Raw genomic sequence first — 13,576 nt, 5'->3', positions numbered from 1 at the left:
CATATCTTCCCCGAATAGCGAGCTTTCGGGTCATAACGATAAGGCGGGACGCATCCAGCGCGGCGCGTAGCCGGCTGCACTAAATATATAGTGGAGACAAGGCTCATGGACGATATCACCCAGCAATCGACGACCCGCAATTCCTGGCGTAACCGATGGTGGCAACTCGTCATCGGCATGGTGTGCATGGCGCTGGTGGCGAATCTGCAATATGCGTGGACGTTATTCGTGGCTCCCATGCATGCGCGGCATCACTGGAGCGAGGCGTCGATCCAGCTCGCGTTTTCGATCTTCATTCTGACGGAGACGTGGCTCGTGCCGTTCGAGGGTTGGCTCGTCGATCGATTCGGGCCCCGCCCGGTGGTGGCAGCCGGCGCCGTATGCGCGGGTTTGTCGTGGATTCTCAATTCGCATGCGACGACACTTGGCATGTTGTATTTCGCCGCGGTGATTGGCGGGATAGGCGCGGGCGGTGTGTACGGAACATGCGTCGGCAATGCGCTCAAATGGTTTCCCGACCGGCGCGGTCTCGCGGCGGGTTTGACGGCGGCGGGCTTTGGCGCAGGCGCGGCGCTGACGGTGATTCCGATTGCGAACATGATTACGCGCCGCGGCTATGAAGACACGTTCCTGTTCTTCGGCATCGTGCAAGGCGTCAGCATTCTGCTGCTCGCAATGCTCCTGACCCGGCCGATCCTGCGTCAGCAAGGGGCACGCAAGAGCCGCTTCGCGGTCTCGAAAGTCGATTTCACCTCGCGCCAGATGATCAAAACGCCGGTGTTCTGGGTGATCTATGCGTCGTTCGTCGCGGTCGCGGCGGGCGGTTTGATGGCGACCGCGCAGATCGGACCGATCGCGAAAGACTGGGGCATAGCGCGCATTCCGATGTCGGTCTTCGGCGCGACGTTGCCGCTGCTGACTCTCACGCTGTCGATCGACAATATCTTCAACGGCTTGACGCGTCCGTTGTCCGGCTTCATTTCCGACAAGATCGGCCGTGAAAACACGATGTTCGTGATCTTCATCGGCGAGGGGCTCGCGTTGCTCGGCATGATGCAGTTCGGCACCAATCCGTATGCGTTCATGGTCTTTGCCGCGCTGATCTTCCTGTTCTGGGGCGAGATCTTCTCGATCTTCCCGGCGACTTGTGCCGATACGTTCGGCAGCAAGTACGCGGCCGCCAATGCGGGCACGTTGTACACGGCGAAGGGCACGGCATCGTTGCTGGTGCCGATCGCGTCGGTACTCGCGGCGACGGGCGGCTGGAACCTCGTCTTCATCGTCTCGGCCGTCATCACGATCACAGCCGGCGTTTGCGCGAAGTTCATACTCGAGCCGATGCGCAGGCGTTGGATCGAATCGCACAATCAACCTCCTCAGGGCGCGCTGGCCGTCGCGGGACACGGCAATGGCAACGCGTCGCGAATGAGTCACTGGCCCGAGCAGACCGGCGAATAAGGTGAGCGTCGCGCACCCGGAACCGACCTCATGAATGTTTCGCTGCAGCAGCTCAAGGTATTCGTCGCAGTCGCGCGCGAGCGGAGTTTCACGCGCGCGGCGCGCGAGTTCGATCTGACGCAGTCGGCCGTGAGCCGTTGCGTGCGCGAACTGGAGGATGCGGTTGAACTGAAACTGTTCGATCGCACGACACGCCAGGTCGAGCTGACGAATGCGGGCGCGAGCCTCGAGAGAAGAATTGGCCGGTTGCTCGATGAAATCGAATTGACGCTGGTGGAGGAGCGCGCTGCTTATGACGGACACACGGGCGTCGTCGTATTCGCGAGTAGTCCGGTGTTGTCATCGAGCTGGGTGCCGCGGGCTTTGGCGCAGTGTGCGTCGATCTTTCCCGAGCTGATCGTGTCGGTCAGGGATCAGCCTCAAAGCAGCGTGCTGGCTAGCGTCGAGCAGGGCGAAGTGGATTTCGGCGCGGTCTGCGTGACCGAATCCATGGATAGTCCTCTATTACATGCTCAAGTACTTTTCACTACGCCACTGCACGCGGTGCTTCCCGCCACGCATCCGCTGGCGCGGCACGACAGCATCGGCTGGCGCGGGTTGCGCGAATGTCCGCTGATCACGCTGAATGCGGATACGGGCGTGCGCGCCGCGCTCGGACCGGTACTCGCCGCGAACGAATTGACACGCCGGCCATTGCAGGAACTCGGACATGTCGCGGCGGTAGCGCGCATGGTCGAATTGGGTCTTGGTGTCGGCGTATTGCCTGTCGATCCGCATTGGCCTTCGCCGGGCGCTTCACTGGTGAGTCGTCCACTGGTGCCCGAAACGACGTTGACGACCGTCCTCGTGCACCGCCGGAATCGCTCGCTTCGTCCCAATGCGGCGGCTGCGTGGGCGCAGTTCGTCGCGTCGACGACTGATCTGCGCGCAGCCAGGCCCGTTGCCGGAAGCGTAGATGGAGCGCCGGCCGAAACGCTTGCGTAACGCGCGGCATTCGATCGATGCGCCGAGCGTCAGCCACCTAACGTCCTACTCAAGGAGCTTCATAATGGAAATCCAGACCGACCTCAGGCAACATGACCTGCTGATCGACGGCAAGCGGGTGCCGCCAGGCACCGGGGAATATTCCGTCGATATCAATCCCGCGACCGAGGAGCCGATTGCACGGGTCGCGCAAGGCAGCGCCGCCGACGTCGATGCCGCGGTGCGCGCCGCGCGCGGCGCATTGAAGGTATGGAATTCGATTCGGGCCGCCGAACGCGGCCGCATCCTCCAGCGGCTCGCGGGCCTGATGCGCGACAACTTGGAAGAACTCGCCGCGCTCGAAAGTCTCGACGGCGGCAAGCCGATTGCCGCGGTAATGCGTCAGGACGTGCCCGCCGCGATCGATACGGTCGAATACTACGCAGGATGGTGCGACAAGATCAACGGTCAGGTGGTGCCTACACGTCCCGATGCATTGACCTATACGCTGCGCGAACCCGTCGGCGTGGTCGCCGCAATCGTGCCCTGGAATTTTCCGCTGATGATCGGCATGTGGAAGATCGCGCCCGCGCTCGCATGCGGCTGCACGCTCATCGTCAAGCCAGCCGAGATCACGCCGCTCACTGCGCTGCGCATCGGCGAGCTGGCGCTCGAAGCGGGCGTGCCGCCGGGCGTGCTCAATATCGTCACCGGCAAGGGCAGCGTGGTGGGCGACGCGCTGGTCTCGCATCCCGGCATCGACAAGGTCACATTCACCGGCTCGCCTGCGGTCGGGCGAGGCATCCTGCAGGGCGCGGCGGGCAACTTCAAACGTGTGACGCTGGAGCTCGGCGGCAAGTCAGCCAACCTGATCTTTGCCGACGCGAATCTCGACAATGCGGTGCGAGCCGCGGCCTCCGGCGTGTTCTTCAACACGGGGCAAGTGTGTTCTGCCGGATCGCGGATACTCGCGCATCGCGACGTGTATGACGAAGTGGTCGAGCGTTTGACCAAGCGCGCGAAGTCGATCAAGGTGGGCGATCCATCGCTGCGTGAAACGTCGATGGGGCCGCTGATCTCCGCCGCGCAGATGAAGACCGTATTGGGCTATGTCGAGACAGGGCGTTCGGAAGGCGCGTCGCTCGTGACCGGCGGCGCGCGCGTCGGCGATCGCGGCTTCTTCGTCGAGCCGACCGTGTTCGCGAATGTCGAACACGAGATGCGCATTTCGCAGGAAGAAATCTTCGGGCCCGTGGCGAGCGTGATCCGTTTCAATGACGAAGCGGACGCGATCCGAATCGCCAATGGCACATCGTATAGTCTCGCGGCCGGCGTGTGGAGCGCGGACCTGAGCCGCGTGCATCGCGTGGCGCGTGACCTGAGGGCGGGCACGGTGTGGGTCAACACCTACGGCTATACGGACGTGCGTTTGCCGTGGGGCGGTGCTGGCGATTCAGGCTTTGGTCGCGAGCATGGCGACGTCGCGATCGAAAACTTTACGGAACCGAAGGCGGTGTGGGTGGCGATCGATCAATAACGTCTGAAGCAAAAAAGGATCGGGTGCATCGCATCCGATCCTGTGGGTCGTGCTGAAGACGAAAAGAAGAAGATCGCATACCCGCTCAATTGCCCTGTAAGGCCATCTTCTCGCGCAGCTTGATCAGTGCGAGGACGACGTCGATGGTCGGCGTCGGTTCCGCCACGAGTCGGCCCATTTCCTGGACGACGGTCAACAGAGGATCGATTTCCATCGGCCGACGGTTCTCGAGATCGACGAGCGTCGATGTCTTGTGTGCACCGACCGCGCCCGCGCCATCAATACGCTTTTCCACGTCGACACGAAAGTGCACACCGAATTGATCCGCAATGCGCTTCGCTTCGAGCATCATCGTGCGGGAAACCGCCCGGGTGCCAGGGTCGCTCGTGAGTACATCGAGCGTTGCGTGCGTCAAAGCGCTAATCGGGTTGAAGCACAGATTACCCCATAGCTTGAGCCAGATTTCGTCACGGATGTTGTCGCGGATTGGCGCTTCGAATCCGGCCGCCTGCATGATCTCGTGCAATTGCTCGATGCGCGAAGTACGCTCGCCACTCGGTTCGCCAATGGGAAACTTTTTGCCGTACACATGTTTGATCACCCCCGGTTCGACGATTTCGGCCGCCGGATAGAGTACGCAGCCGATCGCGCGCTCGGGTCCGAGCTTCGTCCATTGCGAACCATCGGGGTCGACGCTGGCGAGGCGAGTGCCGGCAAAGCGTCCACCGTGTTGATAGAAGTACCAATACGGAATGCCGTTGACGCCGGTAACGATGGCCGTGTGTTGGCCGAGCAGCGGTTGCATCGCATCGACCACGCCAGGCAGCGAATGCGCCTTGAGCGTGACGATCACGAAGTCCTGGACGCCGAGTTCGCGCGGATCGGACGTGCAGCGCACCGGCGCGCTGAAGGTTTCGCCATCCATGATGAGGCGCGCGCCGCGTTCACGCATGGCCGCGAGATGCGGACCGCGCGCAATGAAACTAACGTCCGCGCCGGCGCGTGCCAATTGCACGCCCATTAAACCGCCAATCGCTCCCGCTCCGAAGATGCAGATCTTCATGATGTCGCTCCGTGACGATGAAAAAGCCGTCTGCCCAATGCCGCATTGCAGTGCTTCGCGGCCGGTCCCGGTTCGAGCATAAGGCGGAGCGACGAATGCTGATAGTTAAAGTTTGTCCGTCGATGTATTAGCTATTCGTTATGACAAAGGCCGCGAGACGAATGCTGCTTCGACTCCCGGAGAGCCTCGATACCCTAGCCGCGCCGAACCAGCAGAAAGCTCATGCCGATCGCCGCGAGAAAGCCGCCGCAGCAGCGATTGAACCAGCGGCGGATCTTCGCGCGCATGAGCCATTTGCCAAGATACATGCCGGCCCACGAATACAAGGCAATCGCGACCCATTCGAGTACCAGAAAGCTCGCGCCGAGCACGGCGAATTGCGGCAGTATCGGCTGCGCGACGTCGACGAATTGCGGCAGGAACGCCGTAAAGACCAGGATCGCCTTCGGATTGCCCGCTGCCACGAAGAACTCGTGCCGCGCAATTCGCGTGAGCGCGGCGTCCTGGGGTTGCGACGTATCGATTGCGGGGGCGTCGCTGCGCCACAACTGGATCGCGAGCCAGATCAGATAGGCGGCACCCGCGACTTTGATCGCGAGGAAGATCCACTCGGACGCGTGCAGCACGACCGCGAGACCGGCCGCGGCGAGCGCGAGCATCACCGCGAAGGCGAGCAGCCGGCCGGTACCGCCGACGAATGCCTTGGTGAAGCCATGACGCGCTGCCACGTTGATCGAAAGCAGGTTGTTGGGCCCGGGTGCGATATTGATGGCGAAGCAGGCGGGCAAAAAGAATAGCCAGGCGGTAAGGGACATGACGGCTTGGATTCCGAACGGGAGATCACGATGAATCGCTCGCGATGCGTTACCCGGATTGTAGCGAATCCGCACCGCGCGTTCAGTTCACCGCCTTGATAAAGCCGGGATCGCCGATCAATGTAGCGACGCTGAGCTTCACCGTGTCTTCGATCGCGATCGTGTTGCTGGTGAATTTCGGTGATTTCTGCTTTACGGTGCGCGTGGCCGTGTACATGACTTTCCGGGTCGCCGCATCGATGACCACATAGCGCATCCGCAGCGTCCACAGCGCCGGTGAGCGCGTGTCGTCCGCCGTGAAGGCTTCGATGCTGCCGCTGAGCACACGTTTGTTGTCGTCGATACGAAAACCGGCCACACGCAGGCTATTCGCGACGCCATTGCGCACGACAAGGCTGATGTCGTCCTTCAGCACGAGCCCGCTCACCGCGGTATTTTCGATGCGGTTCGGCGAGATACGACCGTCGCGCGCGGGCAGATACGCGAACTCGCGCGCGGCGGCGACGCTGAGCGATCCGGTGCCGTGGGACTTTGCATGCATCGCGCCGGCGCTGCTGTTCAGGCCGAACCATGACCACGAGCACGCTGACAGCAGTGTGGGCAGCAGTACGGCGCCGCAGCCTTTGAGCACGGCGGATCTCAACGGCGAACCCGCAGTGGCCATGCGTGAGAAAGCGGCGGTCGAAGTCAGAGGAGGTGCCCTTTTAAGTGGAGTCATCCCGGTGGAGAACAGCATGGTAGCAGTGAACCGGAGCGTCGAGCTTCGGACGCGCCCCGCGGCATAGCTTGCCGATCCGGGCAGCGAGCCACGCATCGGGGCCGGCGAGCCCGCCATCATACCGGGCCGCGGTGGCGGTGGACATCGCGGCTGCGCCCAAGGCGCACCGAGCCGCTCAGAAGAAGCCCGCCTTTCCCTGCGTGATATCGATCAGCATTCGGCGTGCATCGTCGAGAGCATTGGCGGGCACGCGCATCGTCATCTTCACCAGCATGCCGTAGGCGCTGTCCGCGAGCGCATAGCCTTCGGCGTCCATCCATCGGCGTACTTTGGCTTCGTCGGCATAACTCACTTCGACGCCCAGCGAAACCTGAGCAATCCTCTCGACGCGCGGCGCGTCGAGCAGCGCCGATGCGATCGCATCGGTGTACGCGCGCACCAGACCGCCCGCACCGAGCTTGACACCGCCGTAATAGCGCACGACGGCCGCGAGCACGCCGTCGAGATCGTGATGCCGCAGCACTTCGAGAATCGGCCGGCCCGCGGTGCCGGAGGGCTCGCCGTCATCGGACATGCCCGCTTGGCCGCCCGCAAGCAGTGCCCAGCACACATGCGTCGCGGCGCGATGCTCGTCGCGCAGACGCTGCAGTTCGGCCATCGCGGCATCGCGATCGGCGACCGGTATCGCATACGCGATGAAGCGGCTCTTGCGAATCTCGAGTTCCGCGCTCAGCGGCGCGGGCAGGGTATAGGTGGGCAAGGCGGAAACGTCGGTGATTGAAAAGAAGCACGCGGTACGCGGCGCGATCTCCGTCATGGTAACGGATCGTCCGTGCCAGCGAGGCGCGCACGGAACGTGCGCGGGTTCGTCTACAATGGTCCGCTAAGTGCGCGTCCACCATTTCGATGCCGCGCGGCGCAAGGAGACGACATGCTTGACTTATCCACGCTGGGGACTTTCGTTGCCGTCGTGCTCGGGCTCTTTCTGATTCCCGGTCCCGCCGTGCTGCTGGTGTTGACGCGCACCATGCATGGCGGCCGCAAAGCCGGCATTCTGACCGGCCTCGGTATCGCAGCCGGCGATTTCGTGCATACGCTGGGCGCCGCAATCGGCCTCTCCGCGCTGCTGATGACGTCCGCGTTGGCCTTCAATGCGGTGAAATTGGTCGGTGCCGCGTATCTCGTCTATCTGGGCATTCGCGCATTGCGCGAAAAGCAGGCCAGTGCGCATCTGCCGGTCGTCGCGCCGGTGTCGGGATCGAAGGCGTTCTTGCAGGCGATTCCCGCCGAGGTGCTGAACCCCAAGACCGCGCTGTTTTTCCTCGCATTTCTGCCGCAATTCGTGCGTCCCGAACATGGCTCGACGTTTGTGCAGTTCGCGACGCTCGGGCTGATTTTCGTTGCCATGAGCGCGCTTTATACGACGCTGATCGTCCTGACGATGCGGCCGTTGGGCAAACTCGTGAAGCGGTTGACGTGGTTGACGCGCTGGCAGAACAAGATCATCGGCGTGATGTTCATCTCACTCGGCCTGCGCGTCGCGGTGCAGACCCGCTGAGTGCCGGGAGGCGGCGATGAATGACGATGCGGCTTCGACGGCGCGCGCAGTCGAGTTCTGGTTCGACTTCGGCAGCAACTACAGCTATCTGAGCATGATGCGTATCGAAGCGTTGGCGGCGGCACGCAACGTGACGATCGTCTGGCGGCCGTTTCTGCTGGGCCCGGTATTTCGCCAGCTCGGATTCGAGAATTCGCCCTTTGTATTGCAGAAAGAAAAAGGCGCGTATGTGTGGAAAGACATGGAGCGTCAATGCCGCAAATACGGCATTGCACTCACGCGTCCCAGCACGTTTCCGCGCGCGGCGCTTCTGGCGATGCGCATCGCGCTGCTGGGTGCGAACGAACCGTGGATCGGCGCCTGGTGTCGCCGGATCATGCAGTTGAATTTCGTCGACGATCGCGACATCGGTTCGATGGATGTCGTCAGCGACGCGCTCGACTCTGTCGGCTTACCCGTGCACAGTGTGATCGACGCCGCGCAAAGCGACTCGAATAAGCTCCGTCTGCGGGAGCAGACCGAACTAGCCATCAATAAGGGGATCTTCGGCGCGCCGACGTTTTTTGTCGGCGATGAGATGTTCTGGGGTAATGACAGGCTGGAGGACGCGTTGGACTACTGCGACGCGATCGCGGCGCGCCATTGAACGTCAGATAGCGCGCTCAATCAGCTTGCTGACAGAAGCGCCGGCCCGGTACATGAGAGACCACGGCCTGAGCAATTTCGAGTGGAGTACTTTCGGCGGGAACGACACGACGGCTCGATTCGGGCGCGTGCTTCATCGTCCATTCGACGAGCCGGTATGAACGGCCCCAAGGCGGTTGCAGCGGATCGGAGACCTTGCAGGAATGAATCTGGCGAGTCCATTCATGGCCGGGCATCGCACGCAGGTGTTCGACTACCATCTCTTCAACCATGACGTACCTCCTTCTTATCGTGCGGCCGACTGTTTTTGGCCGCGTTTTTGGCACCCCTGAAGAAAAAGCGCCGCCGATGATCTGGCGGCTCAACAGGGGATGAGCGCCATGGTTGCAGGGAACAATTAAGCGAAACTTAAGAACCGCAATCATTACGCAAGCGGGTCTCACTGCGTGTAAGCGAGTGCAAGTGAATGCAAGCGCGAACCGACAAGACGCGCGCGAACGCTCGCATGCCGGCCAACGCGTCGCGAGGCTGCCCTCAAGACCCGGACCGACCGGCCGTTATCAGGAGGGTTGGGGCGTCGACCCGCTACGCCTTCAGGGCCGCCCTGCTGATACCGTGACGAATCTCGCCCCAACGCCGCTTTCAGAACGTCGAGATGCGTTTGATCGGCGCGCAGGACTTCGCGGCCGCAATCGCGTCGAGGCACAGGTCGAGGATGCGGGCGACGAGCAGCGCTGAGCGCTTGCGACGGGCACTATGCTTCAAACCCCCGCTGCATCCGGCGGCACGCCAAGCAGCTGCAACGCGCCACCCATCACGCCGCTGAACACGGGCGCCGCCACCGTACCGCCATAGAACGCCTTGCCCGCCGGGTCGTCGATCATCACGGCGACGATCAGGCGTGGATCGCTCATCGGCGCCATGCCGACAAACAACGCGCGGTGGCGGTTCTTCGCGTAGCCCGCGCCGATCTGCTTGCGCGCGGTGCCGGTTTTACCGCCGACGCGGTAGCCCGCGACCGTCGCCGCACGTCCGGTGCCGCCTTTGCCCGTGGCCATTTCGAGCATGTTGCGGATCGCGCGTGCGGTGCCGGGTGTCGTGACCGGCACGGTGCGATCGACGAACGACGCGGGGTCGTCCGCATCGAGCGGCTCGCGCAGCAGGCTCACTCGTTGCAGCGTGCCGTCGCCCGCATAGGCGGTGTAGACCTGCGCGATTTGCAGCAACGACACCGACAACCCGTAGCCATACGCCATCGTCGCCTGCTCGATCGGGCGCCAGCGTTTATACGGGCGCAGCTTGCCGGCGGCCACACCCGGGAAGGGCAGCTCAGGCTTGATGCCGAGCCCGTATTGTCGATACTTGGTCCAGATCGTCTCGGCCGGCAGGTTCAGCGCGAGCTTCGCGAGCGCGATATTGCTCGACTTCTGCAACGCCTGGGCGACCGTCATCGCACCGTGATTCGACGTGTCGTGAATCACGGCGGGGCCGATCCGATACCAGCCCGGCGCGGTATCAATGATGCTTTGCGGCCTGACTTTGCCTTCGTCGATCGATAGCGCGACGACGAGCGGCTTGATCGTCGAGCCCGGTTCGAACGTGTCGATCACCGCGCGGTTGCGCAGTTGCTGGCCGGAGAGGCGCGTGCGGTCATTCGGATCGAAGCTCGGGTAGTTGGCGAGCGCGAGGATTTCGCCGTTGCGCGCATCGAGCACGACCACGCTGCCCGCTTCGGCGCGGTGCTGCGCGATCGCGGCTTTGAGTTGCGTGTACGCGAGTTGCTGGATGCGCCGGTCGATCGTCAGCTGGATCGTCGCGCCGTTGCGCGCGGGCACGAGCGGCCGCGTCTCCGAGATCACGCGGCCGAGCCGGTCGCGGATCACTTCACGCTGGCCGGGCACGCCTTGCAGCTGCGCGTTGGCGGCGAGTTCGACGCCTTCCTGGCCGTTGTCCTCGATGTCGGTGAAGCCGACCACGTGCGCGGCCGACTCGCCTTCCGGATAAAAGCGTTTGGTGTCGGCGATCTGCGTGATGCCGGCGAGTCCGAGACGCGACAGATGCGCGGCGGAGTCGGCATCGACCTGGCGCTTGAGCAGCACGAAGCTGCGCTCGCCGCCCAGACGCCGGTGCAGTTCCGCGAGCGGCAGATCGAGCAGCTTTGCGAGCGGCGCGAACGCGCTTTCGTCGACGAGCTTCGGCGAGGCCCAGATTTCGTAGGTGGCGAGGCTGACCGCGAGCATCGAACCATTGCGATCGACGATCCGGCCGCGCGTCGCGTCGAGTTCGAGGACGCGCTGATAGCGCTTCTGCCCTTGGTCGACATAGAAGTCCTGAGTGACGACCTGCACCCAGAACGCGCGGACCGCGAGCGTCGCGAACCCGACGAACACCAGCAGCACGATCAACTTCGATCGCCACGCGGGCAGTCGCGCGTCGAGCAGCGGGTTCTTCGCGGCTACAGCGTAAGGATCGTGCGACGACGGTTTTTTCTGGCGGATCATGGGCGGCGAGCGGTGCGGGCGATACGTTGCTTCGATTGAACGAGGCCGCCAGAACGTCGAGGCCTGGCGGCAAAGATTGTCGCCAGGCCGATTGTAATTAAAACGTAATTTGAATGCGAGGATCGCGAAAGGCGTCGCGTTTGGATCGGAGTCAGCGCGAGCCGCGGCGAAGCCGAAAATGAAAAACCGCGCGGACTTGCAAAATCCGCGCGGCTGATCGATTCGATTCAACCTCAAGCCGGCAACGCGAAACTCGCAATCGCGTCGCGCAACGCGCCGACCTGGTCCTTTAGCGAATGCGCGGCGGCGGCGGCCTCTTCGACCAGTGCCGCGTTCTGCTGCGTGACCTGATCCATCTCGCCGACCGCGCGATTGACCTGCTCGATACCCGCGCTCTGCTCGCGCGACGCGTGACTAATTTCTTCGAGAATCTCGTTGACTCGCCGCACCGACTGCACGATCTCGCCCATCGTCGCGCCGGCGTTGGCGACCAGCGACGCGCCGGTCTCGACGGTATCGGTCGAGGTTTCGATCAGCGCCTTGATCTCCTTGGCGGCCGTCGCCGAGCGCTGCGCGAGGCTGCGCACCTCGGCCGCGACCACCGCGAAGCCACGGCCCTGCTCGCCGGCGCGAGCCGCCTCGACGGCTGCATTCAGCGCGAGGATGTTGGTCTGAAACGCGATGCCGTCGATCACGCCGATGATGTCGCCGATCTGCCGCGAACTCGCGGTGATTTCGGCCATCGTGCGCACCACGTCGTCGACCACGCGGCTGCCGCGCGTCGCGACGTTGGCGGCGTCGCCCGCGAGTTGCGCGGCCTGGGTTGCGCTGTCCGCGTTCTGCTTCACGTTGACCGTCATCTGATCCATGCTCGACGCGGTTTGGACGAGCGCCGCCGCCTGCTCCTCGGTGCGCTGCGACAGGTCGGTGTTGCCCGCGGCGATTTCGTTCGCGCCGACGTTGATGTTCTCGGTGCCCTGACGCACGCGCGAGACCGTGTCGACGAGTCCCGCCTGCATCGTGCGCAGCGCATGCAGCAGGCTGCGGTCGTCGTGCGGTTCGACCGGCACCGGCGTCGCGAGATTGCCTTGCGCCATGAGCCGCGCGTGCTCGACCGCCACTTCGAGATCACCGCCGAGCGAGCGGCGGATGCTGCGCAGCACGACCAGCATGACGACCGTGGCGAGCGCGCCGAGCGTCACCGTGATCGCGAGCCAGCGCAGCAGGTTGCGGTAGAACGCGCTTTGCAGGTCATCCATATACATGCCGGTCACCAGATACCAGTCCCACGGCGCGAAGTGCATCGAGTAGCTGGTCTTCGCGACGGGCTGCTGGCTGCCGGGCTTGGACCACAGATAATCGACGAAGCCGCCGCCGTCGTGATTGCCCGCGTTGACGATGTCGACGAACAGATGATTGCCCGCCGGATCGGTGAACTGCGCGAGGTTCTTGCCGATGAGTTCGGGCTTGATCGGGTGCATCAGCATGACCGGCTGCGAGTCGTTGATCGACAGGTAGCCGTCCTTGCCGTAGCGTATCGCGCCAAGCGTCGCGAGCGCCTGCTTTTTCGCGTCGTCCTCGGACAGCGCATGTTGCTGGGCAAGCGTGTAGTAGTGTCCGACGACGTGATTTGCCTCTTCGATCAGCGAGCGCAATTGTTCGCGTCGGTCGGAGAACATCGAGGCGCGGTTCTGCCACGCGCCGAACGCGCCGATCAGGATCAGGCCGACCCACAGAACGGCGATCATCGACGCCAGTTTTCGGTTCAGAGTCATAGCGATGGAATGGCTTTTGGCCAGTAAGGTCCAGTGAATGGCGAACGGGTGCCGCTCGCTGTGTTTACGGCGCGAAATCGCGTTGATCGAGGCAGGGGAAACCCGCTGTTTGGCCTCGCTATTCGTCTGATTAAAAAGCGGATTTTTGAAATTTCAGCGGCGATCTTTGCGCGCGTAATTGGAAAGGTCTCTGGTCCGTTATTCCGTCATTTCGATTGGCCGGTGATTATTCGCAAGTCGCCGCGATTGAAAAATCCGCGCGAATGTCGGCGTATAAAACGCCAGTACCAATCTCCGGATAACCTGTCCCAGCCAAACCCAGCAAGGCTTGCATCAACATCCCACAAAACGCCAATCAAATCCAAAAATCCCGTTAAATGGCGGTGCATGCATAAAAACGCACATTTTTCCAACTAAAAGCAACCACGAAAATCCGCTGCGACCTTCAAAGACTCGTTATAAAAAATTCCGCTATAGTCGCCCTTTTCCCGTTGCCAGCCGGGCACGGAAGAACGCCAATAAGCCTTCCGCCAGGAGTCCAGA

Annotated in this window: 14 protein-coding genes; 6 read left to right on the top strand and 8 right to left on the bottom strand. The window is 62.8% G+C overall.

What is annotated here, in order from left to right:
• Nucleotides 1-105 precede the first annotated feature (105 nt).
• The 3 genes from oxlT to BJG93_RS25865 all read left to right on the top strand — a co-directional run bounded on the left by oxlT (nucleotide 106) and on the right by BJG93_RS25865 (nucleotide 3,958).
• A complete protein-coding gene (gene oxlT / locus BJG93_RS25875; protein ID WP_027194168.1) occupies nucleotides 106-1,458 on the top strand; it encodes an oxalate/formate MFS antiporter in 1,353 nt (450 codons plus the stop codon).
• A 30-nt stretch (nucleotides 1,459-1,488) separates the two neighbouring features.
• The gene (locus BJG93_RS25870) at nucleotides 1,489-2,442 is read left to right on the top strand and encodes a LysR family transcriptional regulator (RefSeq protein WP_034477101.1); all 954 of its coding nucleotides are present in this window, start codon (nucleotides 1,489-1,491) and stop codon (nucleotides 2,440-2,442) included.
• Nucleotides 2,443-2,506: 64 nt separating this feature from the next.
• Complete coding sequence (locus BJG93_RS25865; RefSeq protein WP_027194167.1) at nucleotides 2,507-3,958, top strand: aldehyde dehydrogenase family protein; 1,452 nt, start codon at nucleotides 2,507-2,509, stop codon at nucleotides 3,956-3,958.
• A gap of 85 nt (nucleotides 3,959-4,043) precedes the next feature.
• On the opposite strand, the gene BJG93_RS25860 is transcribed toward BJG93_RS25865, so the two are convergent.
• The 4 genes from BJG93_RS25860 to BJG93_RS25845 form a co-directional block, all read right to left on the bottom strand.
• Nucleotides 4,044-5,021, bottom strand: a complete 978-nt coding sequence (locus BJG93_RS25860) for a 2-dehydropantoate 2-reductase (protein ID WP_027194166.1) — start codon at nucleotides 5,019-5,021, stop codon at nucleotides 4,044-4,046.
• 194 nt (nucleotides 5,022-5,215) lie between these two features.
• Nucleotides 5,216-5,836 carry a LysE family translocator gene (locus BJG93_RS25855; protein ID WP_027194165.1) on the bottom strand — a complete coding sequence of 207 codons (621 nt, stop codon included), beginning with the start codon at nucleotides 5,834-5,836 and terminating at the stop codon, nucleotides 5,216-5,218.
• 82 nt (nucleotides 5,837-5,918) lie between these two features.
• Nucleotides 5,919-6,500: a hypothetical protein gene (locus BJG93_RS25850; protein WP_034477097.1), complete on the bottom strand. Its 582-nt coding sequence runs from the start codon at nucleotides 6,498-6,500 to the stop codon at nucleotides 5,919-5,921.
• Nucleotides 6,501-6,729: 229 nt separating this feature from the next.
• On the bottom strand, nucleotides 6,730-7,371 hold the full coding sequence (locus BJG93_RS25845; protein WP_034477093.1) for an IMPACT family protein: 642 nt from the start codon (nucleotides 7,369-7,371) through the stop codon (nucleotides 6,730-6,732).
• A gap of 114 nt (nucleotides 7,372-7,485) precedes the next feature.
• Here BJG93_RS25845 and BJG93_RS25840 point away from each other — a divergent pair, with 114 nt between their 5' ends.
• Both BJG93_RS25840 and BJG93_RS25835 read left to right on the top strand, forming a co-directional pair.
• Nucleotides 7,486-8,112, top strand: a complete 627-nt coding sequence (locus BJG93_RS25840) for a LysE family translocator (protein WP_027194162.1) — start codon at nucleotides 7,486-7,488, stop codon at nucleotides 8,110-8,112.
• Between the two features lie 16 nt (nucleotides 8,113-8,128).
• Nucleotides 8,129-8,758: a 2-hydroxychromene-2-carboxylate isomerase gene (locus tag BJG93_RS25835; RefSeq protein ID WP_027194161.1), complete on the top strand. Its 630-nt coding sequence runs from the start codon at nucleotides 8,129-8,131 to the stop codon at nucleotides 8,756-8,758.
• A 16-nt stretch (nucleotides 8,759-8,774) separates the two neighbouring features.
• On the opposite strand, the gene BJG93_RS25830 is transcribed toward BJG93_RS25835, so the two are convergent.
• From BJG93_RS25830 to BJG93_RS25820, 4 genes are all read right to left on the bottom strand, one after another.
• Complete coding sequence (locus BJG93_RS25830) at nucleotides 8,775-9,029, bottom strand: DUF2866 domain-containing protein (protein ID WP_018424737.1); 255 nt, start codon at nucleotides 9,027-9,029, stop codon at nucleotides 8,775-8,777.
• 370 nt (nucleotides 9,030-9,399) lie between these two features.
• Nucleotides 9,400-9,522 (bottom strand): hypothetical protein, encoded by a 123-nt coding sequence (locus tag BJG93_RS36130; RefSeq protein ID WP_269217463.1) that lies wholly within the window; start codon nucleotides 9,520-9,522, stop codon nucleotides 9,400-9,402.
• Entirely contained in the window at nucleotides 9,519-11,258 is a 1,740-nt protein-coding gene (locus BJG93_RS25825; RefSeq protein ID WP_027194160.1) for a peptidoglycan D,D-transpeptidase FtsI family protein, read from the bottom strand. Before BJG93_RS25825 ends, BJG93_RS36130 begins: the two co-directional genes overlap by 4 nt.
• A 233-nt stretch (nucleotides 11,259-11,491) precedes the next feature.
• A complete protein-coding gene (locus BJG93_RS25820) occupies nucleotides 11,492-13,033 on the bottom strand; it encodes a methyl-accepting chemotaxis protein (protein WP_027194159.1) in 1,542 nt (513 codons plus the stop codon).
• A gap of 33 nt (nucleotides 13,034-13,066) precedes the next feature.
• On the opposite strand from BJG93_RS25820, the gene BJG93_RS25815 reads away from it, so the two are divergent.
• The gene (locus BJG93_RS25815) at nucleotides 13,067-13,450 is read left to right on the top strand and encodes a hypothetical protein (RefSeq protein WP_154671677.1); all 384 of its coding nucleotides are present in this window, start codon (nucleotides 13,067-13,069) and stop codon (nucleotides 13,448-13,450) included.
• The last annotated feature ends 126 nt before the right edge of the window (nucleotides 13,451-13,576 follow it).

The organism is Paraburkholderia sprentiae WSM5005 (assembly GCF_001865575.2).
Taxonomy (GTDB): Bacteria; Pseudomonadota; Gammaproteobacteria; order Burkholderiales; family Burkholderiaceae; genus Paraburkholderia; species Paraburkholderia sprentiae.
This window is presented reverse-complemented; position numbering and strand designations above follow the sequence as displayed.